Consider the following 22,074-nt stretch of genomic DNA (forward strand, 5'->3'; position numbering starts at 1 on the left):
TCGTGTGGATTTCCAAATGGACTGCGGGGGGAATGGAATGGAACAGTATCTGATTGTACCGTGGGATACCCGGTCAGGTTCAGAACCGACTCCTGTGGACTGGGATATGCAAGTGCCTCCGGAGATAGATGCGATAGCGGAGCTGGTCATGAAACAATACGATATGACCGTCAGTTCCAGAACTCTGATCACTTCAAAACCAGACAAAGGTGGGGCCATCTGGCGCATAGAGACCAATAAGGGACCGCGCAGCTTAAAGCTTTTACATCGCACCCCCGAGCGCAGCTTGTTTAGTGTAGGCTTGCAGGAGTACGTTGTTCAGCAGGGTGCGAGGGTCCCCGCTTTAATCCCGGCAAAGGACGGAAAACTTTTCGTGGAAATGGGCGGCAAGCTTTGGATCGTCACGGATTGGATCGCGCTGACGCCCGCGACGAAAGTAGACCTGGTAGGTGCGCAGGAGCTGTGCTACGGATTAGGAGAATTTCATCGGCATTCGAAAGGGTATGTCCCTCCGTTTGGCGCGAAAAACTCCTCCCGTTTGTATCGGTGGCCAAATTACTATCAGAAGATCGCCAAGAAAATCGGTTGGATGAGGGAAATGGCCAAAGCGTATCGAGATACCGTGGCTAGCGCGTCCATACTGGCTGTGGTCGATCAGTACGAACGGCAAGCGATTGAGTCGCTGGAAAGGCTAAAGGCGTCCGCATATCCAAGGATGGCGTCAATGGGTGAGCCGTACTGGGGATTGGTTCACCAGGACTACGGTTGGTCAAACGGACAGAATGGTCCGGGCGGTCTGTGGGTTATCGACTTGGATGGCGTGTCGTATGATTTGCCATTTCGTGATTTGCGAAAGCTGATCACGAGCACGATGGATGATATGGGCGTCTGGGATACGACCTGGATGCGGGGGATGATCGAAGCCTACCATCAGGCAAACCCTCTGGATGCGGAGTCCTTTGAGGTGCTGCTGATCGATATGGCAGTACCGAATGAATTTTACAAGCATTTGAAAGAGATGTTCTTCGACCCCATTACCTTCCTGAATACCGAAGCGGAAGCGATCCTGCAGCGGGTCGTGGCTACAGATCAATCCAAAGCGCAGGCGTTGGCAGATCTTGCGAAAGACATGTCCAAATACAAGCCAGGAAGCTACGAACCCAAGCCAGTGGCAGTGGAAGCAACAAGAGTTCCATCTGAGACCAAGACCTGGGATCAAAAGAGTTGGGGATTGCAGCCGCAGCAAAAGCAAAGCAGCGAAAGTGTCGCTTCTGCCGTTTCCGAAGAAAACACGGAAAGCATGGCTGGGGCGGTTTCCAAAGAGAAAAAGGCAGAAAGCTTCAAGGTCGTAAAGAAAAAGGCAAAGGAAGAGACAAAGCAAGAGGCCAAGGCTACAGACAAAAAAGGCAAAAAGGAAAAGCAGGAACAGGAAGCCCTATCTGTCGTGAAGCCAGCAAAACGCGTGGCGGTTGACTCCAGAGAATGGGCACCGGAAGATTCAAACAGGAAGAAAGAGGAGAAGGAGAAAGCGCCGAGTCCCCAAAAAGCAGGCGGTCGAAAAGGGACAGCTTCGAATGTTATACAGCTCCAGCCTTCTGGTAAGGCTCCGTCAAACAAAGCGAAACAAACCGTTGCCCCCGCCAAGAAAAAAGCTGCCGCTGTGGCGAAGGCGAAACCAAATGCAAGGAAGAAGAGCGGAGCTTTGGCAAGTAAAGCAGTCGCGAAACCGGCAGCTTTACCCAAAACGAAAAGAAAAGCAGTCAAACCCGCTGTGAAAAAACCAGTCAAGCAAACACCAAAAGCGGCACTAGGTGTTCCTTCAGCAGGAAATAAAACCAAAAGAGCGGCTCAATCGAAAAGTAAACATTCCTTCACGAAGGTTGCAGCACCTAGCAAGAAAATGAACAATGCGGTCAGCGGCAAGCCGAATGCGAAAAAAGGGGTAAAAACCAAAGGAGTGCGATGAGCCGTACGAGGAAAGGAGAATTCGGATGAAGGTAGTCATGATCTGTACAGAAAAATTGCCCGTCCCTCCAGTCCGCGGCGGCGCTATACAAACGTATATAGCAGGTATCGTCGATTTTCTCAGTCAACATCATGATGTCACTGTGTTGGGAACGACAGACCCTTCCCTTCCGCTGGACGAGAGGGTACGCAACGTTCGATACGTGAGGGTGGACGGCCAGGGTGTATTTGAGACGTACGCGGAGCAGGTCATAGAGTATTTGCGCACGCAATCCTATGACATCATCCATGTGTTCAATCGCCCCAGACTGGTTCCGCTGATCCGGGAAGTATGCCCGAATGCGCGAATCATGCTCAGCATGCACAATGACATGTTTGACCCTGGAAAAATTGAACCGCAGGATGCTGTCAAAACGATCGCAGAGACAGAGACGATCGTCACCATCAGTGATTACGTGGGACGCGTGATTCACTCGCTTTATCCTGAGGCCGAAGGGAAGCTCCGTACGATCTATTCAGGTGTCAGCCTGCAGACGTTTGTTCCATGGGAAAAATCGCAGCAAGCGCGTCAGGTTAGGCAGGAGCTCAGGGCGATGCACAATCTGGGCAACCGGCAGGTGATCCTGTTTGTGGGGAGACTTACCCCGAAAAAGGGAGCAGACATTTTGGTAAGAGCGATGAACGAGCTTCATTCGCAGCACTCCAACATTGCGCTCGTACTGGTAGGGGGATCGTGGTACGGTGTGGATAAAATCAGTGACTATGTCGCTTATGTACGTTCATTGGCCGATCGATCGCCGATTCCCGTCATTACAACCGGTTTTGTCAACGCGGAACAGATCCATCACTGGTTTTGGGCAGGAGACATTTTTGTTTGCCCATCGCAATGGGAGGAGCCGCTTGCCCGCGTTCATTACGAAGCGATGGCAGCAGGATTGCCTTTTGTGACAACCAAGCGTGGAGGGAACGCCGAGGTCATCATCGGTGGAAATGGACTCTTGGTTGAGGAGCCGGAAAATCCGCAATCCTTTAGCACTCAGCTCAGCAAGCTCCTCTCAAGCAGAGAGCTTCAGCGGAGAATGGGGGGCGTAGGAAGGCAGCTCGCAGAGGAAAGATTTACATGGGAGCGGGTAGCCAGAGAAGTACTTGATGTGTGGAATGGATCATCCCGTAAATAGGGAGGATCCAGAGTCAATGACCCGCTTTCTCAACCATCCATTGGGAAAGTGGGCAATTGACTTGGTTCTGTCTAGCAGACGTATTAAATACCCCCTCATTAACGTAAAGCGGACAAGCTGAATGAAGGAAGAGCAGACAGCTTGTCCACACATGCAAAAAGAGGAGGCGATGGTAGGGGGACATTCACCAGAAATGGCAGCGAATCCCCCTTGCCTGGGTCATTAGCCAGATGCGAGCTGCTGATCATTCTCTTCTCTTGCAATCTCCTTCCATTCCAAAGAGATGGTCTCGCCTTCCTCTGCGAATCCCTCTTCCTCAGAGGTCTCCATTTCCTCTGCGATCACTAGGTCGGGGATGAGTGCTGCAATTCGATTGAGTGGAATCAGAATTCTTGCTGCCTTTGGATGAAGCGAAGGGAGCGTTTGGAGCTCTAGGACTCCTTCGTCGACGCGTAAGAGGTTCCCTACTCGATAGGGCCGGTTTTCGGGTCCCCAATCTGATGTCAACAGCAGCTCGATGGTTTGGTTTTTCTTCATGCACTTGGTCAGTTCCTTGCGAATCCCTTGCAGACTGATTTCGTCGGCCGACTCTTCCGGTTCGACCTCTACATGAACGATGGGTGCGGGAATGACGATTGGCTTGGGAGCCTGAATATTCACAGCGGGTGCTTCTACTTGAACCGTAGGTGCTGCGGGTGCCACCGTAACCAGAGGTGCTGGCGTAGTGACATGAACCTTTGGAGCACGCACGTGGACGCGAAGGGGGCGACGTGCGCTTACAACCGAGCGACGAGCAGCACGAGTGTTGCGGGCTCGTGCCCCTTTTTTGGCAGTCTTCCCTTTTCTCATGACAGGTCACCTCCCTCTAACATGCTTTATCATATTCCGAATAGGAAGCTCTGTAATGGACAAATACCCCGCTTCGGAAAAATGGGGCAAGGAACACGGGCAGTTCAGAAGGTTTGTACTAGGTAGGATAGTCTGAAAAGGTGTATAGTCAATGATAGGGCTGATCCACGAGAGGCGATCTCGACGTGGAGGCGGAGATTGGCAAAAGGGAAAGGGGAAGATAAGGGTGAGCGCAACAAAGCAATTGGCAGAGGCATTCAAAAAGAGCCGCTATCAGATTCCAGGGCATGGGCCGCGAAATATTCAAGTGCTGAAGCATGCATTGGCAGAGCTCGACGGAAGCCTGGAGAGTGACATTTATGGGAAGGGAGCGATCATCGAGGAGTTCGAGAAAAAAATAGCGGCTGTCTTGGGCAAGGAAAGTGCGGTATTTTTCCCGAGCGGGACGATGGCACAGCAAATTGCTCTGCGCATCTGGTGTGATCAAAAGTCTTTGAGCAAAGTGGCGTATCATCCGCTCTCACACCTTGAAATACACGAAGAGGATGGACTGAAGAAGCTGCATCGCATCGAATCGGTATTGCTCGCGGATAAAACCAGAGTGATTCGACTGGAAGACGTCCAAAACATGGATACAGAGGTCGCATGCTTACTGCTGGAGCTGCCCCAACGCGAGATCGGAGGACAGCTGCCAGAATTCGATGAGCTGGTTGCGATCTCCGCCTATTGCAGGGAAAAAGGAATCAAATTGCAGCTGGATGGTGCTCGTCTGTTTGAGATTCTCCCATATTACCAAAAGACGGCAGCGGAAGTCTGCTCCCTTTTTGATAGTGTATATGTCTCTTTTTACAAAGGGATTGGAGGACTTGCGGGCTCGATCCTTGCCGGCGACGAAGCCTTTACGCAGGAGTCAAAGATTTGGAAGCGGCGTCACGGCGGAGACTTGATCAGTTTGTATCCGTACATCCTCAGTGCGGATTACTACTTCGAGAAAAGAAAAGATCGCTTCCCAGCGTATTACGAACAGGCAAAGGAGCTGGCGTCTCTCTACAACAGCTGCCACGGTATCAAGACCGTACCAGCTGAGCCGGTTTCCAACATGTTTCACGTTCATTTTCCGTTGCCAAAGGAACAGGCGGAGCCGGTAATCCTTTCCGCTTGCGAAGAAACAGGGATCGGGTTCGCCGCATCGATTCTGGTCGTCGACGAGGCAAACAGCTACATAGAAGTGAGCGTCGGCGATAATTACGCAGGCATTCCCGCTGAAGCTTTGCAGCAGGCTTTTCGCGTGCTCGATCAAAAATTGCAGGAAGTCTTGCGTTGATGATTTCGATGAACGAGTAACATGATGCATATCCGACAAGCTCCCTAGGGAAGTCCCCAAGGGAGCTGTTTTGCGTTCGGATCAGTGTGTTTTTAATTTTTCTAATATTTCGCCTAAGGCTGGGTGAAAAATGTTCTATGGTATAATGGGGCTTACTCTTCGTCAAAGAAAGGAGGGAGTAGCCGATGAGCGATAAATATTTGAATGCTCAATCGACAACGTCATCCACACTGCAGCTCCCCGCAAACGGAGGGCAGGAGGGGAAAAGGAAACGGACAGGAGCTTTTCGGAGCTTGTTTCGGGCGATGGCCCCTTCACAGACAGAGGCCAATCGATCCCCGTGGCCATTCATTTTGACCATCGTGGTCTGGGTAGGGCTCGCTTACGCAGGATACGCCTTTGCTGTCCATACTTTGGACAAGCAGCAACAATATGTGAACGAACGTTTCGAACAAGTACAAGAAGAAAACCAGAAGCAAATGGTCGCGCTTGGAGAACAGCTGACACAAGTACAGGATGAGATGAAGACTGTTCAGGACGGCTTGTCAAATCTCGAGGAAGATCTGCAGCTGACTGGCGAAACGATTGGCGGAACGAACAAAACCAAAGAGGCGCTCCAGGATCGGATTGATCAGCTGAACAAGCAGCTCGTCGATCTGAAGGCTTCGTTGAAAAAACTGGAGGACGCAGCACGTGCTTGGTAAAGTAAATAAGTTTTTCGCGTTCTTGCTGGCGCCGGCGCTCGGTTTTTTGGTTGCTTTTTCCTGGGCCAATCCGGTGGACAAGCTCCAGATGGAAGCATTGAAACTGCCAGTTGAGCAGTCAAATGAGCAGGCGACAGCCCTGCGCGAAAAGCTGGACGAGACCAAAGACCAAATCAGCCATGCGGAAGAGTTGATCGACGATATTCGTGATCGAACCGAGAAGGAACAGAAGGATCTCGAGAAACAGAATAAGCATATCGACAACCTGCTTGCTGCAAGTAAATCGCAAACCCAAAAGTCTGCAGATGTACTGGATACGATTTTATCGAATATGCTGGGAAATCCGATTGGACAATCTTTCGGCAAAAATTCGACGGTCAAAGTATATTCGCTCGAGGAAGCGGGATACCGGGGCTATATGGCAAAGGTGCGGCTGAACAATCCCCAAGCCCTGAAAATGGTGCTGGCAAACAACTCCGTAAAAAGCAAAGGGGAAACGACCAGTCATGCTGGAAAGCGGACAGGTGCGATACTCGCTGTCAACGCGGGGGGCTTCATGGCCGACAAGAGCGGGTACTTGACTCCGCTGGGGATTACCGTTGTGGATGGAAAGATTCGGACGTTCTCGAATAATTCCAATCTAAGCTTTGTCGGGTTTAACAACAAAGGCCATCTCGTCGGAACCAAAATTACGACTCAGCAGCAAATTTCGCAGCAGGGGATTTTGCAAGGGGCGAGCTTCCTGCCGCGGCTCCTTCAGGATGGCAAACGCCTGGCGATTCCTCGCGACTGGGCAAATGCGCGCCAGCCACGTACGCTGATTGGTCACTTTGACAACGGGGATTTGCTGGTCATCGTGATCGACGGTAGAAGAGAAGGCTGGAGCAATGGCGTCACGCTCGAGGAAGCACAAAGAAAGCTGCAGGAGTTCCATGTCGTCGATGCCTACAATCTGGATGGCGGCGGCTCCAGCGCTTTCTATTACAAAGGCAAACTGATGAACAAGCCATCAGGAGGCAAAGAACGCGCTGTGGTCAGCAATCTGGTCATCATGCCGTAAATAGCGCTGTACGTACACCCGATTAGGTGAATCCGAGACATGGATACACTTGAATCGGGTGTTTTTTTCAGAAAGGACCATAGACATGTTGACCAATAAAAATGCAGAAAATTATAATATTAATAGAAGAAGAAAAAATTGTCAGGGGGGATCACATGAAGAAGGCGAAGTTGACAGCCCTATCGCTTCTGACGGTGGTAGCGTTTACATTACCGGCCCAGGCAAAAGTGCCAGGTGTGCCTGAAGGGGTAGACGGTGCTACGAAAGGAATTGTAGCCGTATCTCACCCAGCGGCAGCTCAAGTAGGCAAAGACATTTTGGCTCAGGGCGGCAATGCGGTGGACGCAGCGGCGGCGATCCAGCTGGCGTTAAACGTAGCAGAGCCGTACATGTCAGGACTTGGCGGCGGCGGCTTCATGATGATTTACCTCAAAGAGCAAAACAAGGTAACGGTAATTGACAGTCGGGAGGTTGCTCCAGCAAAAGTCAGACCCGACATGTTCCTGCAGGCAGACGGGAAGCCTGTCCCCTTTGAGGAGAGACACACGAACGGACTGGCGGTAGGAATCCCGGGAACGCTGCTCGGGGTGGAAAAAGCATTGGAAAGTTACGGGACGATGGAACTTGCGGATGTGATCGAACCCGCGATCGAACTCGCTTCAGAGGGTGTACCTGTCAACTGGGTGACCGCTGACAGCATCGAGAATTCGCTAGATAAATTGAAAAAGCACGAGACTGCAGCAAAGGTATTTGCGCCGGGTGGAGAGCCGCTAAAAGAGGGGGACCTCCTGGTACAGCCAGATTTGGCGAAGACGCTCCAGCTGATTCATGACAAAGGTACGAGCGTGTTTTACAAAGGGGAAATTGCCCAGGCACTTGTCAAGGAGGTGGAGGAGACAGGAGGAGTCATGACTGCGCAGGATTTGCAAGCTTATCGCGTCAAGGAAAGAGAGCCGGTTCGCGGCACGTTCCGTGGATACGAGGTCGTCACGATGGGGCCGCCCAGCTCTGGGGGCTTGACGATGCTGCAAATCCTGAAGCTGATGGAAGGCTACGACAATCAAAAGGATGGGTTTGGCTCTGTCCCTTATTTGCATCACTTGATCGAGGCGAATCATCTCGCCTATGCCGACCGCGCAGCGTACATGGCTGATGAAGATGTTTATCCCGTTCCCAAGCAGGGGCTGATCGACGACAGATACATCGAAGAGCGGAGAAAGGCGATTCGCGAGGACATGGCAAATACGGATGTACAGGCCGGAGACGCTTGGAAGTACGATCCTGGCAAAAAGCCTGTCGCGGCTATGAATCTGCGCGATGCCTCTTTGGTAAAGCAAACCACTCATTTTTCCGTGATGGATCAGTGGGGCAATCTCGTTTCCTATACGACGACGATCGAGGATGTGTTCGGAAGCGGGATCATGGTTCCGGGCTACGGCTTTATGCTGAATAATGAGCTCACCGATTTTGATGCTGTTCCCGGTGGAGTCAATCAGGTCGAGCCCGGTAAGCGTCCGCGGTCAAGCATGACTCCCACCATCGTGCTGAAGGATGGCAAGCCGTTTTTGGCGCTGGGTTCACCAGGTGGATCGACCATTATCGCTTCCGTTTCCCAAACGCTCTTGAATGTGATCGACCACGGAATGTCCATACAGGATGCTATCTTGGCTCCGCGGATCTTCACGAGCAGCTACCCGTCCGTAACCTGGGAGGCAGGCTTGGACCAGGACGTCATTCTCCAGCTGATGGCGATGGGACACGCATTTGAACCACAATCGTCCAACATCGGAAATGTTCAGGCCATCCTGTACGACCTGGAGACGGGGAAAATGTACGGTGGCGCAGATGATACCCGAGAAGGGACTATTTTGGGAGTGGATGCAGTTGCCTTTAAAACAGCGGAGCAGGAAGCTCCTCAGGAGGAGCCAGTGGGTGCCTTTGTCCTTCAAATAAACGGCGTCGTGTATCCGTACAAAGCAGATCAAAAACGGATGGTGGACGGTGTAGCCTATGTTCAGGCGGATAAGCTGCTGCTTGGGCTGAATGCAGAGTTCGCTGAATTTAGGCAAAAGGCAGTTGCCATTGACGGGAAAGGATTTTTGCCAGTGAAAAAGGTCGCGGAAGCTTTGGGGTATCAGGTGGAATGGAATGCGGAAGAAAGAACGCTCCATTTGCTGAAACAATAGACTAGGGAGGAATTTGACATGACAAAAGTTCTCGTACTGGGTGGAACACGCTTTTTCGGCAAAAGACTCGTTCAATTGCTCGTGGCAGCAGGAGCTGATGTAACCGTTGCAACAAGAGGGCTTACGGAAGTCGACCTCCCCCCGCAGGTCAAACGTCTGACGCTCGATCGCGATGAGAAGGACTCACTGGCTATAGCAGGCGAGCAGGAATGGGATATCGTTTACGACAACATTTGCTACTCCTCCCAAAACGCCAAGGATGCGTGCGACGTTTTTGCAGGCAAAGTAGGCAAATACGTGCTCACCTCGACCTTATCCGTCTACGATTTTTCCGAGGATTTTTTGAAAGAAGAGGCATTTGATCCCAAAAGTTACGAGATCCGGCTATTACCGCGAGACAAGGTTACCTATCAGGAAGGGAAGCGTCAAGCGGAGGCAGTCTTTTTCCAAGAGGCATCGTTTCCGGTTGCAGCAGTCCGGTTCCCTATCGTTTTGGCGGAGGATGACTACACCAGACGACTCCATTTTCACGTCGAGCACATTCTAGAAGAGCGTCCGATTGGGATCGCAAATCCCGAGGCCGTCATGTGCTTCATCCATGCAAAGGAGGCCGCTCAGTTTTTACAGTGGCTCGGCAGCTCCAGCCTGACTGGTCCGGTAAATGCTTGCTCACATGGAACGATTCGTCAGCAAAGCTTGATGGAAAATATATCTGATATTGTCGGGAAACCCGTTCAACTTGTAAAAGAAAAGGATGCCGCTGATTTTTCGCCGTTCGCCTTTCCAGCTTCCTTCTTTATGGATAATCAAAAGGCGGAGCAGGCTGGCTTTGCCTTCTGGCAGCTAAATGACTGGCTCCCTGATTTGATTCAGACTCTTTCCACAACGATTTCGAAACAAAAAGTGTGACGATCTGCGCTTTTTTTCTGTCTAACTCCGTGGTAAGGTAGAGCAGAACGTATGTGTCTGTACAATCGGGAGGACAGGTCATGAACAGAAATCGCACTACTGGTCTTGCTATCGTCGCAGCATTATCAGCCGCACTTCTAGGTGGGTGTGAAGCACCATCACTTGGTCAATTGTTTTCAGGAGAAAAAACACAAGCTTCTACGGAAGTATCCGGGCAAAAGCCACAGCAAGAAGAAGAAACAAACGTGGTCAAAAAGAAACAGCCTTCTTTGGAAGAGACCATTCAAATGGTGGATGGCGTACCTACGGTGACCAATCCGGCTGAGCTTACAGTGGTGGTAAACAAAAAGCGGGCATTGCCAGCTGACTATATCCCATCTGATCTCGTAGAACCGAATGTCCCATTTCCTTTCGATGAAAAAGTCGAAAAACGTATGATGCGTGCAGAAGCAGCAGGTGCGCTGGAAAAGCTGTTTGCCTTGGCGAAAGAGCAGGGGATTGAGCTCTACGCGGTTTCGGGCTACCGTTCTTATCGAACACAGAAGTCGCTTTTTGATACGTATGTCCAAACACAGGGAGCAGAGCATGCGGCAGCATACAGTGCTGTTCCAGGAAAAAGCGAGCATCAGACGGGTCTTGCTATGGACGTATCGGGAGCTGACGCTCAGACCAGGCTGGAGGAGTCTTTTGCTTCCACGCCTGAAGGGCAATGGCTTGCAGCGAACTGCGCAAAGGCAGGGTTTATTATCCGCTACGTGCAAGGAAAAGAAGACATTACGGGATATGCATATGAGCCTTGGCACCTGCGCTACGTAGGGACAGATATCGCCGAAGAAATTATGAGCAAGGGCATTACGCTGGAGGATTATTTTCAGCAAGCAGAAACAGCTCAAAAACAGTAGCATCCCCGAATGGGAAAAGGCCGCTCACGAGGAGCGGCCTTTGTCTTTGTCGTATTCGATGGGTTAACGAGGAAGGCGAACGTCTGCGAGCGGCCAGTAAACCACTTCAGCTCGTCCTACGACATGATCCAGTTTGACAGGACCGATGACGCGGCTATCCATACTGTTGTTGCGATTGTCTCCCATCACGAACACGCTGCCGTCTGGGATCTTGATCGGGCCAAAGTCTTCTGTCAGTGTAACACCAGCAGCTGAGGCTTTCAGCTTGTTGTTGGTCAAATACTCTTCACTGAGGGGCTGGCCATTCACGTACAGTTGGTCATCCTTTGCTTCCACGGTATCACCCGCGACTGCCACAACGCGCTTGATCCAGTTATCGCCGCTCGCATCCGGGTGAATAATCACAATATCACCTGGCTGAGGGTCTTTCAGATAGTAGACAGCTTTGTTGACGATGACTCGCTCGCGGTCATGCAAGGTACTTTCCATGGAGCGGCCTTGCACCACGTATGGCGCCATGATAAACACGTAAATAAATACGGTCAAACCACCAATCAATAAGAATGATTTTAGCCAATCAAACAATTCCACTTTCCATTTTGTCGCACTATTCGTTTGTTCCATAGATCTGATCTCCTATGTAAGTGGTTTTCGGGTTGATGTGTGCAGATAGCCAATCATGCCCTTTCATTATACATGCTTTACGTTTGAAAGCGGAAGAAGATTCAAGGAAATGCTTGGAAGGAAAAAGTGCGGGAGGTGCTGTCACGATTTTGCCATTTTCCTGTATTGTCAGATTTTCCTGTATGAGGTAAGATGATGGTGTAATCAGTTTTACAGTAAAAATATTGTTTTGTAAACACATTAAGCTGTAAATCATTTAAGTCGTAAACACATTGTTACGGTTCGCGTTCATTCCTATTCAGAAAATTTTTTTGAAGAGTAGCCCTTGCTCTTCGCGTACTTACACTATATAGTTTTATAGTAAAAGTATCGTTAAAAATTTCTGAAAATAGGTGATGATGTGAGCGAAATGTCCCGCGCCAGTAGAATTGAAGAATTGGATCGAGTATTTGTCGAGATGGCTCGCTATTTTCTCAGCCAGTGGCTAGAGGAAGAGGAGCAGATCAGCCCCAAGCAATTTATTTTGCTGCGGGTGCTTCATCAACGGGGACGAAGCACGGTATCCGAGCTGGCGAGTATACTTAAGCAGTCCAATAGCGCTACAACGATTGCGCTCAATAGACTGGTGAAGGCCGGTTATGTTGATCGAATCAGGGACGAACAGGACCGACGAGTAGTATGGGTGGCTCTATCAGATAGGGCTATTCCTTTGATGGAAAAACTCTTGGCTCGTCGTCGTGTGCTACTAGGTAAGCTGTTGGAAAACCTGAGCGACGAAGAAATAAAACAGTTTACACATTTTCTGGTGAAAATGAAACAGTGTTTGTAGCAAGCCGTCAGGTTAGCGGGTGGGGGACATTTCAGTGGACGATGTTGTGTACGACACCAACGGGGAGTGTACACAAGATGAGAAAAAGCAGCACAGTAATGATGGGTACCATGGTTTTGGGAGCAGCATTGTTCGCACAGGCAGCCTGTGCGCAGGAGCCTGCCGAAGCTCCAGTAGCTCCAGTAGCAGCGCCGACTCCGGCTGCGGTACAAGCTCCAAGCGCTACTCAAGTTCCACAAGGCGGCTGGGAAGTAAGACCGGTCGAAGGTCAATCCGTGATTCCTGTACAAGGACAAGTCACATCAAGCTCTGCAGGCTGGGTAGCGATGCCGAAAGAGGACGAGTATGTGATCGTAAACGGCGCACAGGGAAATGGTGTAGGAACGAGCTGGGTCGTTTCCCCTGTAGAAAACGAATACGTTATTCAAGGCAAACAAGCGCCTGTTGACGCACCAGCTGCTGGTTGGGTAGCTGCCCCTGTAGAAGACGAATATGTCATCGTAAATCCAGAAGCTGGTACAACCATCCCGACAGCTGCTGGCTGGGTAGTAGCTCCTGCCGAGGATCAAAGCATCATTATCAACGCCGATTCTTTCCAAAACACAGGCAGTGGCAATGGTTGGAGCCTGACTGCACCTGAGTCTGACAACGATAAATAAAGAAAATCATTTGTGAATCGGACGCTTTGCTTGTTAATCGAGCAAGGCGTCTTTGCGTTGTACATTGCGCCGGGTAATCAGGGAGATTCCAGTACACACTAAGTCGGAATCGAACGATGAGGAGGAGCGGCGAATGGACAAACACCAATCGAGCAACACGAATGCATGGAATCAGAATGAGGCAGCAGATCACGAAAACCAGATTCATGAGGGAATGGCCGAGACGCAAGAACAAGTCAGCGATATGTATAAGATGGGCACGATCGAAGACAGAGGAAGTACGAGGTAGGAAAAAATAGGCCAGCTTGGGTGTGGCGAGCTGGCCATCTTTTCTTCCCAGAGGCTTACGTAACAATTGCTAATAAAATATATTTTATTGACTTATCTGCATTTATCGTTAAAAATACAAGTGGAATCAGAAAATTGGGAAAGGGTGTTTGATTTATGAGAGACCCACGTCTTGAGCAGCTGGCTTATAACCTCGTCAATTATTCTGTTCGTGTACAGCCAGGAGAAAACATTCTCATCAACTCCAAAGGCGAAACACCAGATTTGGTCGCAGCACTCGTGCGGGAAATCTACAAGGCAAAAGGAAATCCATACGTTCAATTGATCAACCCGGCTGTGAGCCGTGAGCTGGCGATGCACTGCAACGAAGAGCAGCTAGCTGTCATGGCTGAACATGAAGTGAAGCTGATGGAAAAAATGGACGGTTACATAGGAATTCGCGCGGGCAGCAATATCAACGAAATGGCGGATGTTCCTGGCGACAAGCTGGGCTTGTATTCCCGCTTGTATGAATTGCCGGTTATGAACGTCCGGGTCCCACACACAAAATGGGTAGTTCTTCGCTATCCGAACCCATCGATGGCGCAGCTGGCCAATATGTCGACTGCTGCTTTTGAAGACTTCTACTTCCAGGTGTGCAATCTGGACTACGGAAAAATGGACAAAGCCATGGACAGCTTGGTCGAACTGATGAATCGCACCGATCAAGTGCGTCTGGTAGGACCAGGCACCGATCTGACTTTCTCCATCAAAGATATTCCTGCTGTGAAATGTGCGGGTCTGCGCAACATTCCGGATGGAGAAGTGTACACGGCTCCGGTGAAGGACTCCGTAAACGGTACGATTACACACAATGCGCCAACACCTTATCATGGCTTTGTGTTTGAAAATGTAAAGCTGACTTTTGAAAACGGCAAAATTGTGGAAGCTACGGCGAACGATACCAAGCGGATTAACGAGATTCTCGATACCGACGAAGGCGCACGTTTCATTGGTGAATTTGCTATTGGGGTAAACCCATTTATCCGCAATCCGATGAAAGACATCCTGTTCGACGAGAAAATAGACGGAAGCTTCCACTTCACTCCAGGCCAATGCTACGACGAGGCCTACAACGGCAACAAATCCTCCGTACACTGGGACATGGTATCCATCCAACGCCCCGAGTGGGGGGGAGGAGAAATCTGGTTTGACGGAGTGCTGATCCGGAAAGACGGCATTTTTGTCATTCCTGAACTGGAGTGCTTGAATCCAGAGAATCTAAAGGCATAAAGATTTCGGCGCAGGGCATCATCACTGCGTATATTTACGGATACGCTCGTTCGCCAGCTCCAGATCCATGTCTACCTGAAAGAGCATGTAGAGATTGCTGGATGTAAGGACGCTCCTTCTGGCGGCATGATACAGGATGGGCTTGCACGCTTTGACGATGGTCATGATTTCTACGGCCGGAGGCACCACCTGTTTAATCCGTAGAACCCCTTGTAGATACCGAAGAAATTTTTGGATGGTCTCCGAATCATCCCGGTTGGGTATGGTATCGATCAAGTCAAAAAATTCTCGAACGATCATGCGTTTCGTCTCCAGAGGTTCAAATATGCTTGTTCGGTTCACGAGTGTCACCTCACGGGGAAAAGTAGAGTACTCTATCTTCTACCTCCAGACGTGCAAAGGTAAACCTATCTGAAAGAAAAAAGTCTCCGTCACATTCGTATGACGGAGGCTTTTTTTGAACGTATAAGAATTTATAAGCGTAATACTTATGAATTCTGGAACGCATGAAAACTTTCCGCTAAAACGTGGTCGCCCCTCCATGAATAAGCCTCGGTAAAGGGTTTCTTAGCGATCAATCCTCAGTACGGTGGACAGCCTTCTCTTCCATAGGAATTCGGATGCGCAGAAGCAGCCAGGCGTTCAGGAGCGAAAAAGTCAGAGCGGTGAAGTAGGCACCGAAGCTGATTGGCAGGCTGACAAGCTCGATCGCGACGACGAGGTAGTTGGGATGACGGAGATACCGATAAGGTCCGCGGCGCACAGGAGGCGTGTCGGGCAAAATCAAAATGCGGGTGTTCCACCGGCTTCCGAGGCTCCACATGCACCAGTAGCGAAGAAGCTGCGCTGCCAAAAAAACAGCAAACGTCATGGGCCACCAGCTGGGAAGCGTAAACGGTGCGGGTGAAAGCTGAACCTCGCAAATGAGACTTGCGATAAAGAGAACGTGCAGAGTCACGAGATAGCGGTAATGCTCCGCACCGACTTCATATCCCCCGAGAGAACGAATGATCCGTGCGTTTCTCGCTGCGAAAAGGAGTTCGCACGCACGCTGCAGCACCAAAATGGTCAGAGTGAGCCAGAAAAATAGCATACGCTCACCTCGCTTCCAGCAAGAGCATCTCGGAGCTGAATCCCGGACCAAGGGCAGCCAACAGACCTAGATCCCCCGTCTCCCACGTTTGCTCCATACTTTTTTCCAAGACGAAAAGGACGGTCGGAGAGGACATGTTCCCAAAGTCGGAGAGGACCTCTGCGGACAAACGAGTGGCTTCCGGCGGGATTCCCAGCGAGCGCTGGTAGGCTGTAAGGACCTTGGCACCACCCGGGTGGAAAATAAAATGACGTAGACGATCAACAGAAGTGCCATGAGGCGAGAGAAAGCTGTCCACGTTTTCCTTCATCGTTTGGCGGATGATACTCGGAATGTCCCGGGAAAAAACAACCTTCAAGCCAGGCTCGGTCAGCTCCCAGCCCATCACATCCAGAGTATCAGGCCAAGTAGTCGTCCGCGCGCCACAAAAACGAAGGCGTGGAGAGCCAGCGTCTGCAAGCTGTACCTCATCCCCTTCGACCAGAGCAGCGGCGGCCCCATCTCCAAACAGGCAAGTTGCAACCAGATTGCTTTTGGACATATCTTGCCTGATGAAGGTCAGACCGCACAATTCGACGCTTATGAGCAGCACACGGCGCTGCGGGTAGGCGCGGGCGTATTCGAAGGCACGAGAGAGACCCATGGCACCACCTGCGCAGCCTAAGCCCCATAGAGGCACTCTGGTGACATCTGAGCGCAGCCCCAGCCTGTTCACCAAGCGTGAATCGAGACTCGGAGTAGCGATGCCGGTACTGGAGACGAACATCAGGCAGTCGATAGAGGCAGGGGAGAGATTGGCTTTCTCCAAGCATTTGTGAGCGGCAATCGTGGCGAGTGATTCGGCATTTTCTACATAGAGCTTGTTTTTCTCGGCAAAATGGCGATCGTCTTCATACCAATCTACAGGCATGCAAAGGTGGCGTTTTTTAATTTGGCTGTTTCCGAAAACCCCAAGAAGCCTGTCGATGTCCGGGAAAGCATCGTGAAAGAAGCGGCGAGCCAAATTCATCGAATCTTCCTGTGTGATCTCGTAGGGGGGAACGGCTGTAGCGACGGATTCAATACGGGGCATCGAATGGTTCACTCCCGTCTAATAGTAGGTATCTATCAGTTTCCCCTTTCCAGTTCGTTCCAATTCATGCGTTATAGCAGGTATGAATAGAAAGAAAACATGGTGGAATACAAGTGAATGGGGAAATCGCGCGCCAGATCAGAGTTTTCAGCTGTCCCATCAAGAAAAAATGGGTCCAGCAAGCGGGACTTTTTTTCTTGAACTAAACAAAAAACATAGGTAAAATATTCCTAACAATATGAATTAAGTCCTATGTTTTATTTGGTAAGTGGGTCTTATGCATCATGTCGGTCGTGGTTTTTTGCTGCATGGACCGGAGGGGGATTATTTTTGGATTTTCGCTGGGTCGGCTTAGGAGTATCCTGTCTGATGATTGGAGTTTGGCTGGTGGCGTTTGGATTGCCTATGGAGGAGAAAAGTATCGTGAGTGTAGCAAGTGCATCTATCGTTCAGCTAGCAATCGGCTATCAAATAGGACGATATATCCAGATGCTGCGGCAAATGGCCTATCATGACTCGTTGACGGGTGTTCTAGTCAATCGGCGATTTGTTGCGAGATTGAAGCAGGAGATCGATACGGCGAGGCGAGTACATTCCCCAGTAACTTTATTGTTTATTGATTTGGACAATTTTAAAAAATACAATGATCGCTATGGCCACTTGGAAGGCGACAAGCTGTTGTGCAGCTTTGCCTCGTTGCTGAAGTCATGTGTACGAAGCGAGGATGCCGTCGGGCGTTGGGGAGGAGAGGAGTTTGTCGTGCTTCTTCCCCATACCGATACCAAAAGAGGGATGGCTATCGGGGAGCGCATTCAAAAAGCGGCCCGTGAAGAGATGGGGGGCGTAACTGTCAGCATCGGTGTAGCGTCATTCCCTTTGCATGCCGCTGATGCCATGCAGCTGACCGAAAAAGCGGACACGTTAATGTATGAGGCGAAGAAACAGAAAGACTGTATGCTGGCCGCAACGAATTAAACTAGATAGCGTATGGCTACACTAACACTCGTACCTGTTTCTTGCGGAGCGAGTGTTTTCTTTTGAAATGTAAAGGAGATTTACAAAAACTTAATATTTATTTAAAGAAAAAAACACACACTTTCCCTTGTTTTTAAATTTACGTCCACAATAATGTTCGATATAATCGTCTAGGTGTGATTTTTCCAAAGGAGTGACTACAGAAAGTATGTTTAAATCAAACAAGTATGTCTTCTTCGACCTGTTCGAACAGCAGATTGCCACGGTCCACAAAGGAACTCATCTCTTCTACGAGATGATAGGCAACTATCAAGATCTAGAAGCGAAAGTAAAGGCAATCAAAGCTGTTGAAAAAGAAGGGGATGAAATCGTTCGCCGCATCATGAACGAGCTGAACTCCACTTTTATCACTCCGCTTGAGCGCGAAGATATCCATCAATTGGCACACACAATGGACTCGATGATTGATTATATCGATGGTGTGGCAGATCGTATGTATCTCTATCAGGTTCGTCAACCAGACCCACGCGTTCTCGCCCAAGCTAATATTCTCGTAAAATGCTCTGCAAAACTGATTGAACTGATTCGCACGCTTCGCAAGCTGGACCATCAGGTGGTAAGTAAAATCGCACGGGAAATCAAAGACCTGGAGCATGAGTCTGACTCCAACTACCGCAAGATGGTTTCCGATCTTCTCAATGCCCCTGATGCCAATCCGATTGAAGCGATCAAGCTGAAAGAGATCTATGACAAGCTGGAAGACTGTGCGGACTTTGCAGAGGATGTGTCCAACCTGGTAGAAGGGATCGTGTTAAAGAATGCCTGATCTTTCGCCAGAGGTGATTATTCTCGTTCTCGTCGTCATCATGGCGCTAAGCTTTGACTTTATTAATGGCTTTCATGACACAGCCAACGCGATTGCTACTTCCGTATCCACAAGAGCATTGAGTCCACGGACTGCCATCATTATTGCCTCTATTTTCAACCTGGTGGGTGCGCTTACCTATACAGGGGTCGCGAAAACGATTGGTGGTAAGATTACAGACCCATTCAAGCTCGAAAACGGATTGGTCGTCGTTCTTGCAGCACTTACCGCCGCCATTCTGTGGAATTTGATCACGTGGTGGTTCGGAATTCCGAGTTCTTCCTCTCATGCAATTATCGGCGGAGTCGCCGGTGCTGCGGTAGGTGCTGCAGGATTCGGTTCCATCAACATGGAAGGGTTCCTGGATATCGTCAAAGCGCTGATCATTTCTCCGATCGTCGCTTTTGTCATCGGTTTCATTGTCATCAAGATCGTATCCAGACTGGTAGCGAATACCGCCTACCATAAAACGAATCGCTCTTTCCGCTTTTTGCAGGTACTATCGGCTTCCTGGCAGTCTTTCAGCCATGGCGCGAACGACGCTCAGAAAACGATGGGGGTTATCACGCTCGCGCTGCTTTCCGGAGGATTTTTGCATCAAGCGCCAGGAGAGTTCACCATTCCGCTGTGGGTAAAGCTGTCTGCGGCGCTGGCAATGGCGCTCGGCACTTCTGTTGGTGGATGGCGGATCATCAAGACGATGGGCGGCAAGATTATGAAAATCAAGCCAATCAGCGGTTTCTCAGCTGACCTGTCTTCCGCTTTGATTATCACCATCTTTACCATGCTCAAGCTTCCTGTAAGTACCACACATGTGATTACCTCCTCGATCCTCGGGGTAGGTGCCTCCCAGAAGCTGAACGCAGTGAAGTGGGGATTGGCAGGACGAATCCTGGTAACATGGGTGATCACGCTGCCTGTTACTGCTTTGCTCGCAGCAGCCTGTTATGTCGTTTTTGACGTCTTTCTGTAAATAAAGGCTAGATACATAAAAAAGACACCTGACATCGGACAAGCCGAGAATAGGGTGTCTTTTTTTCGATCGCTGTTACGTACACACCTGCCACCGCACGCACAAGCTTAGGCGGAGCCGGTCAACCGCGCCCAGAGTCCTGGCTTTGGACGAATTTGCACGAGTCGTATCGATGAAAAAGGGATGTAGTCCAGCGAACCATCACTTTCCTCCAGTAGGATGCCAGACGGATTGTAGTCGTACAGCTTTCCATCTACATAGGGAGAAAGTCCGGCGCCGATCATTCCCGGAGCAAAGTGGATGCGAACCGCGCGATCCAGATAATCTTCCAGCATCTCATCATCCATTGCACGTCCTCCTGTTTACGTTTCTTTCCTCTCTCTTAGTTTATCCAGCATTATGAGTATTCAGACAAACCCCTATGAAAAAAGCCCCTACCACCAAGGATAGGGACTCTTCATTCATTATTCAGCGGTGTTGTGCGATTCCCGGGATTGCTTGCTTTTGCGTGCAAACACGAGCAAGAGAATCAAACCGATGGCGATCAGACTCAGGCTGACAAGCTGAGCGACACGCAGTGTGTCAGCAATGAGCAGACTGTCCGTACGCATGCCTTCAATAAAGAAGCGGCCGATCGAATACAGAATCATGTAGCTGAACAGAATCTGCCCGTCGAATTTTTTGAAACGGTACAGCATGAGCAAAAGAATAGCGAAGACGACCAAATTCCACAACGATTCGTATAAGAATGTCGGGTGATAGTACTGTCCTCCGATATACATCTGATCACGGATAAACGCGGGGAACTTCGCCATAAACTCGGCTGTGGCAGGACCGCCATGCGCTTCCTGGTTAATAAAGTTTCCCCACCGCCCAATCGCTTGACCTAAAATCACACTGGGCATCATCACATCAGCGAGCTTGAGGAAAGGCAGGTTGTGCTTACGGATATACCAGCTGCCGGCCAAAACTCCGCCGATCAGACCTCCGTGAATGGCGAGACCACCTTTCCAGACGGCGATGATGTCCATCAGGTTGCCCTTATATTGATCCCATTCAAAGATTACATAGTAGAGGCGGGCACAGATAATCGCTGCCGGGATGATCCATACGACCATATTCAAGACGTGATCGGGATCGATTCCTGAACGTTTGGAATTGTGCCGAGCGAGGTAAGTGCCCAGAAAAAAAGCAAGTCCCATAATGATGCCGTACCAGTGAATCTTTAAGGGCCCGATGGCAATTGCTATCGGATCAATCATGAATGTTCCTCCTTGCCTCTAAACGTCTCTGCACAGTATAGCATAAACCGAAGCAAGGATTCAAAATTCACCATCACCTCGACTGCAAAAAGGAGAGGATCGGATCAAGGCTTGCTCGTCGGGAAGGAGAAGACACGGCAGCAAACAAATCGCCCTTGGTTTGAAGCCGCTGCGGGACGTTGTGAACGGTGAAATCAGTCGGGTGAATGTGGGCTACCTCCTCCCACAAAAGGGGCGTCGAGACAGTTGCACCTGCTCTTGCTCGTGTCGAATACGGAGCCGGGAGTGTTTTGCCTCGCCAATGCTGCAAGTAATCGATGTATAGCTTGCTCCCTCGATTTTTCACCAATCTCTCTACGGTAACCAAATTTGGATGCTTGCTGACCAAATAAGAGGCAAGAAACTGTCCTACCTCGCGCGTTTGCTCAAACGAATAACGAAGCTCGATCGGCACATAGATTTGCAGGCCGCTCGCACCAGAGGTTTTCGGTGTAGAGGGGAGATGCAGTTCATCGAGCAGCGCCTTTAACAGCAGGGCGGACTCGATGACGACCGAAAAATCTTCTGTGGATGGATCCAGATCAAAGACCAGCTCGGTCGGGATCTCATCCTGCGCTCGATGAAAGGAGACATGCCACTCGAGTGCTGCCTGGTTCGCCATCCAGATCAAGGTAGCTTGATTGTTGCAGAGTACATACCGCGTATTTTCCCACAGACGGGTGGCGATCCAATCAGGAGAGTAGTCAGGGGCGTTTTTTTGATAAAAGTGCTTGTCCCCGATTCCATGCGGATAACGGATGACAGTCAACAGACGATCTTTGGCATAGGCGAGAAGAGGCTGTGAAACTTGCAGTAAATAACGAATGTAGTCCAGCTTGGTCACATTGGCGTCTGGCCACAACGGTTTGTAAGGATTGGTGATCATCATGGTGTGACCATCCAGTGTTAGCTCGTATTCTTTGGCAGCAACCCCCATTTGGATCCCTTCTTCCCAGTTACGTTGCCCCTACTTTCTCCAGTTGATCGAGCAATATTCGAGGAAATACCTGCCTCCGTACATACAAACTAGCAAAGGTAACCATAAT

The 22,074-nt window shown here is 50.1% G+C and carries 23 protein-coding genes; 15 read left to right on the forward strand and 8 right to left on the reverse strand.

Annotation, left to right across the window (positions count from 1 at the left end):
* Nucleotides 1-37 precede the first annotated feature (37 nt).
* Nucleotides 38-1,966: a CotS family spore coat protein gene (locus EDM59_RS02450; protein WP_122922191.1), complete on the forward strand. Its 1,929-nt coding sequence runs from the start codon at nt 38-40 to the stop codon at nt 1,964-1,966.
* Nucleotides 1,967-1,991: 25 nt separating this feature from the next.
* A complete protein-coding gene (locus EDM59_RS02455) occupies nt 1,992-3,143 on the forward strand; it encodes a glycosyltransferase family 4 protein (protein WP_122922192.1) in 1,152 nt (383 codons plus the stop codon).
* Nucleotides 3,144-3,365: 222 nt separating this feature from the next.
* Here EDM59_RS02455 and EDM59_RS02460 read toward each other — a convergent pair whose 3' ends face one another.
* The gene (locus tag EDM59_RS02460) at nt 3,366-3,992 is read right to left on the reverse strand and encodes a hypothetical protein (protein ID WP_183192780.1); all 627 of its coding nucleotides are present in this window, start codon (nt 3,990-3,992) and stop codon (nt 3,366-3,368) included.
* A gap of 226 nt (nt 3,993-4,218) precedes the next feature.
* Between EDM59_RS02460 and EDM59_RS02465 the strand changes: the two genes are divergently transcribed.
* The 6 genes from EDM59_RS02465 (at nt 4,219) to EDM59_RS02490 (ending at nt 11,077) form a co-directional block, all read left to right on the forward strand.
* Entirely contained in the window at nt 4,219-5,316 is a 1,098-nt protein-coding gene (locus tag EDM59_RS02465; RefSeq protein ID WP_122922193.1) for a threonine aldolase family protein, read from the forward strand.
* A gap of 185 nt (nt 5,317-5,501) precedes the next feature.
* Entirely contained in the window at nt 5,502-6,020 is a 519-nt protein-coding gene (locus EDM59_RS02470) for a hypothetical protein (protein WP_122922194.1), read from the forward strand.
* Nucleotides 6,010-7,080, forward strand: a complete 1,071-nt coding sequence (locus EDM59_RS02475) for a phosphodiester glycosidase family protein (protein ID WP_122922195.1) — start codon at nt 6,010-6,012, stop codon at nt 7,078-7,080. The genes EDM59_RS02470 and EDM59_RS02475 overlap by 11 nt, the downstream gene beginning before the upstream one ends.
* A 155-nt stretch (nt 7,081-7,235) precedes the next feature.
* Entirely contained in the window at nt 7,236-9,266 is a 2,031-nt protein-coding gene (gene ggt / locus EDM59_RS02480) for a gamma-glutamyltransferase (RefSeq protein ID WP_122922196.1), read from the forward strand.
* An 18-nt stretch (nt 9,267-9,284) separates the two neighbouring features.
* Entirely contained in the window at nt 9,285-10,175 is an 891-nt protein-coding gene (locus EDM59_RS02485; RefSeq protein WP_122922197.1) for a Rossmann-fold NAD(P)-binding domain-containing protein, read from the forward strand.
* 80 nt (nt 10,176-10,255) lie between these two features.
* Entirely contained in the window at nt 10,256-11,077 is an 822-nt protein-coding gene (locus EDM59_RS02490) for a M15 family metallopeptidase (RefSeq protein ID WP_122922198.1), read from the forward strand.
* Between the two features lie 63 nt (nt 11,078-11,140).
* Here EDM59_RS02490 and lepB read toward each other — a convergent pair whose 3' ends face one another.
* The gene (gene lepB / locus EDM59_RS02495; RefSeq protein WP_122922199.1) at nt 11,141-11,701 is read right to left on the reverse strand and encodes a signal peptidase I; all 561 of its coding nucleotides are present in this window, start codon (nt 11,699-11,701) and stop codon (nt 11,141-11,143) included.
* 400 nt (nt 11,702-12,101) lie between these two features.
* Between lepB and EDM59_RS02500 the strand changes: the two genes are divergently transcribed.
* The 4 genes from EDM59_RS02500 (at nt 12,102) to EDM59_RS02515 (ending at nt 14,749) form a co-directional block, all read left to right on the forward strand.
* Nucleotides 12,102-12,530 (forward strand): MarR family winged helix-turn-helix transcriptional regulator, encoded by a 429-nt coding sequence (locus EDM59_RS02500; protein ID WP_122922200.1) that lies wholly within the window; start codon nt 12,102-12,104, stop codon nt 12,528-12,530.
* A gap of 77 nt (nt 12,531-12,607) precedes the next feature.
* Nucleotides 12,608-13,189: a hypothetical protein gene (locus tag EDM59_RS02505; RefSeq protein WP_122922201.1), complete on the forward strand. Its 582-nt coding sequence runs from the start codon at nt 12,608-12,610 to the stop codon at nt 13,187-13,189.
* 133 nt (nt 13,190-13,322) lie between these two features.
* Nucleotides 13,323-13,478, forward strand: a complete 156-nt coding sequence (locus tag EDM59_RS02510) for a DUF4025 domain-containing protein (protein ID WP_122922202.1) — start codon at nt 13,323-13,325, stop codon at nt 13,476-13,478.
* A 155-nt stretch (nt 13,479-13,633) separates the two neighbouring features.
* On the forward strand, nt 13,634-14,749 hold the full coding sequence (locus EDM59_RS02515; RefSeq protein WP_122922203.1) for an aminopeptidase: 1,116 nt from the start codon (nt 13,634-13,636) through the stop codon (nt 14,747-14,749).
* 21 nt (nt 14,750-14,770) lie between these two features.
* Here the strand turns inward: EDM59_RS02515 and EDM59_RS02520 are convergent, their stop codons facing one another.
* From EDM59_RS02520 to EDM59_RS02530, 3 genes are all read right to left on the reverse strand, one after another.
* Nucleotides 14,771-15,049, reverse strand: coding sequence for a hypothetical protein (locus EDM59_RS02520; RefSeq protein ID WP_246010876.1), 279 nt, complete (start codon nt 15,047-15,049; stop codon nt 14,771-14,773).
* 274 nt (nt 15,050-15,323) lie between these two features.
* On the reverse strand, nt 15,324-15,842 hold the full coding sequence (locus EDM59_RS02525) for an isoprenylcysteine carboxyl methyltransferase family protein (protein ID WP_122922204.1): 519 nt from the start codon (nt 15,840-15,842) through the stop codon (nt 15,324-15,326).
* 4 nt (nt 15,843-15,846) lie between these two features.
* Nucleotides 15,847-16,914 carry a type III polyketide synthase gene (locus tag EDM59_RS02530; protein ID WP_122922205.1) on the reverse strand — a complete coding sequence of 356 codons (1,068 nt, stop codon included), beginning with the start codon at nt 16,912-16,914 and terminating at the stop codon, nt 15,847-15,849.
* Nucleotides 16,915-17,244: 330 nt separating this feature from the next.
* Here EDM59_RS02530 and EDM59_RS02535 point away from each other — a divergent pair, with 330 nt between their 5' ends.
* From EDM59_RS02535 to EDM59_RS02545, 3 genes are all read left to right on the forward strand, one after another.
* Nucleotides 17,245-17,889 (forward strand): GGDEF domain-containing protein, encoded by a 645-nt coding sequence (locus tag EDM59_RS02535; protein WP_122922206.1) that lies wholly within the window; start codon nt 17,245-17,247, stop codon nt 17,887-17,889.
* A gap of 208 nt (nt 17,890-18,097) precedes the next feature.
* Nucleotides 18,098-18,715, forward strand: coding sequence for a DUF47 domain-containing protein (locus tag EDM59_RS02540; RefSeq protein WP_092266584.1), 618 nt, complete (start codon nt 18,098-18,100; stop codon nt 18,713-18,715).
* Nucleotides 18,708-19,727 carry an inorganic phosphate transporter gene (locus tag EDM59_RS02545; protein ID WP_122922207.1) on the forward strand — a complete coding sequence of 340 codons (1,020 nt, stop codon included), beginning with the start codon at nt 18,708-18,710 and terminating at the stop codon, nt 19,725-19,727. The genes EDM59_RS02540 and EDM59_RS02545 overlap by 8 nt, the downstream gene beginning before the upstream one ends.
* A gap of 107 nt (nt 19,728-19,834) precedes the next feature.
* On the opposite strand, the gene EDM59_RS02550 is transcribed toward EDM59_RS02545, so the two are convergent.
* The 3 genes from EDM59_RS02550 to ligD form a co-directional block, all read right to left on the reverse strand.
* A complete protein-coding gene (locus tag EDM59_RS02550; protein WP_122922208.1) occupies nt 19,835-20,074 on the reverse strand; it encodes a hypothetical protein in 240 nt (79 codons plus the stop codon).
* Between the two features lie 117 nt (nt 20,075-20,191).
* Nucleotides 20,192-20,989, reverse strand: coding sequence for a prolipoprotein diacylglyceryl transferase (lgt, locus tag EDM59_RS02555; protein WP_122922209.1), 798 nt, complete (start codon nt 20,987-20,989; stop codon nt 20,192-20,194).
* Nucleotides 20,990-21,062: 73 nt separating this feature from the next.
* Nucleotides 21,063-21,965 carry a non-homologous end-joining DNA ligase gene (ligD, locus tag EDM59_RS02560; RefSeq protein WP_122922210.1) on the reverse strand — a complete coding sequence of 301 codons (903 nt, stop codon included), beginning with the start codon at nt 21,963-21,965 and terminating at the stop codon, nt 21,063-21,065.
* Nucleotides 21,966-22,074 lie beyond the last annotated feature (109 nt).

It is taken from the genome of Brevibacillus nitrificans (assembly GCF_003710965.1).
Lineage (GTDB): Bacteria > Bacillota > Bacilli > Brevibacillales > Brevibacillaceae > Brevibacillus > Brevibacillus centrosporus.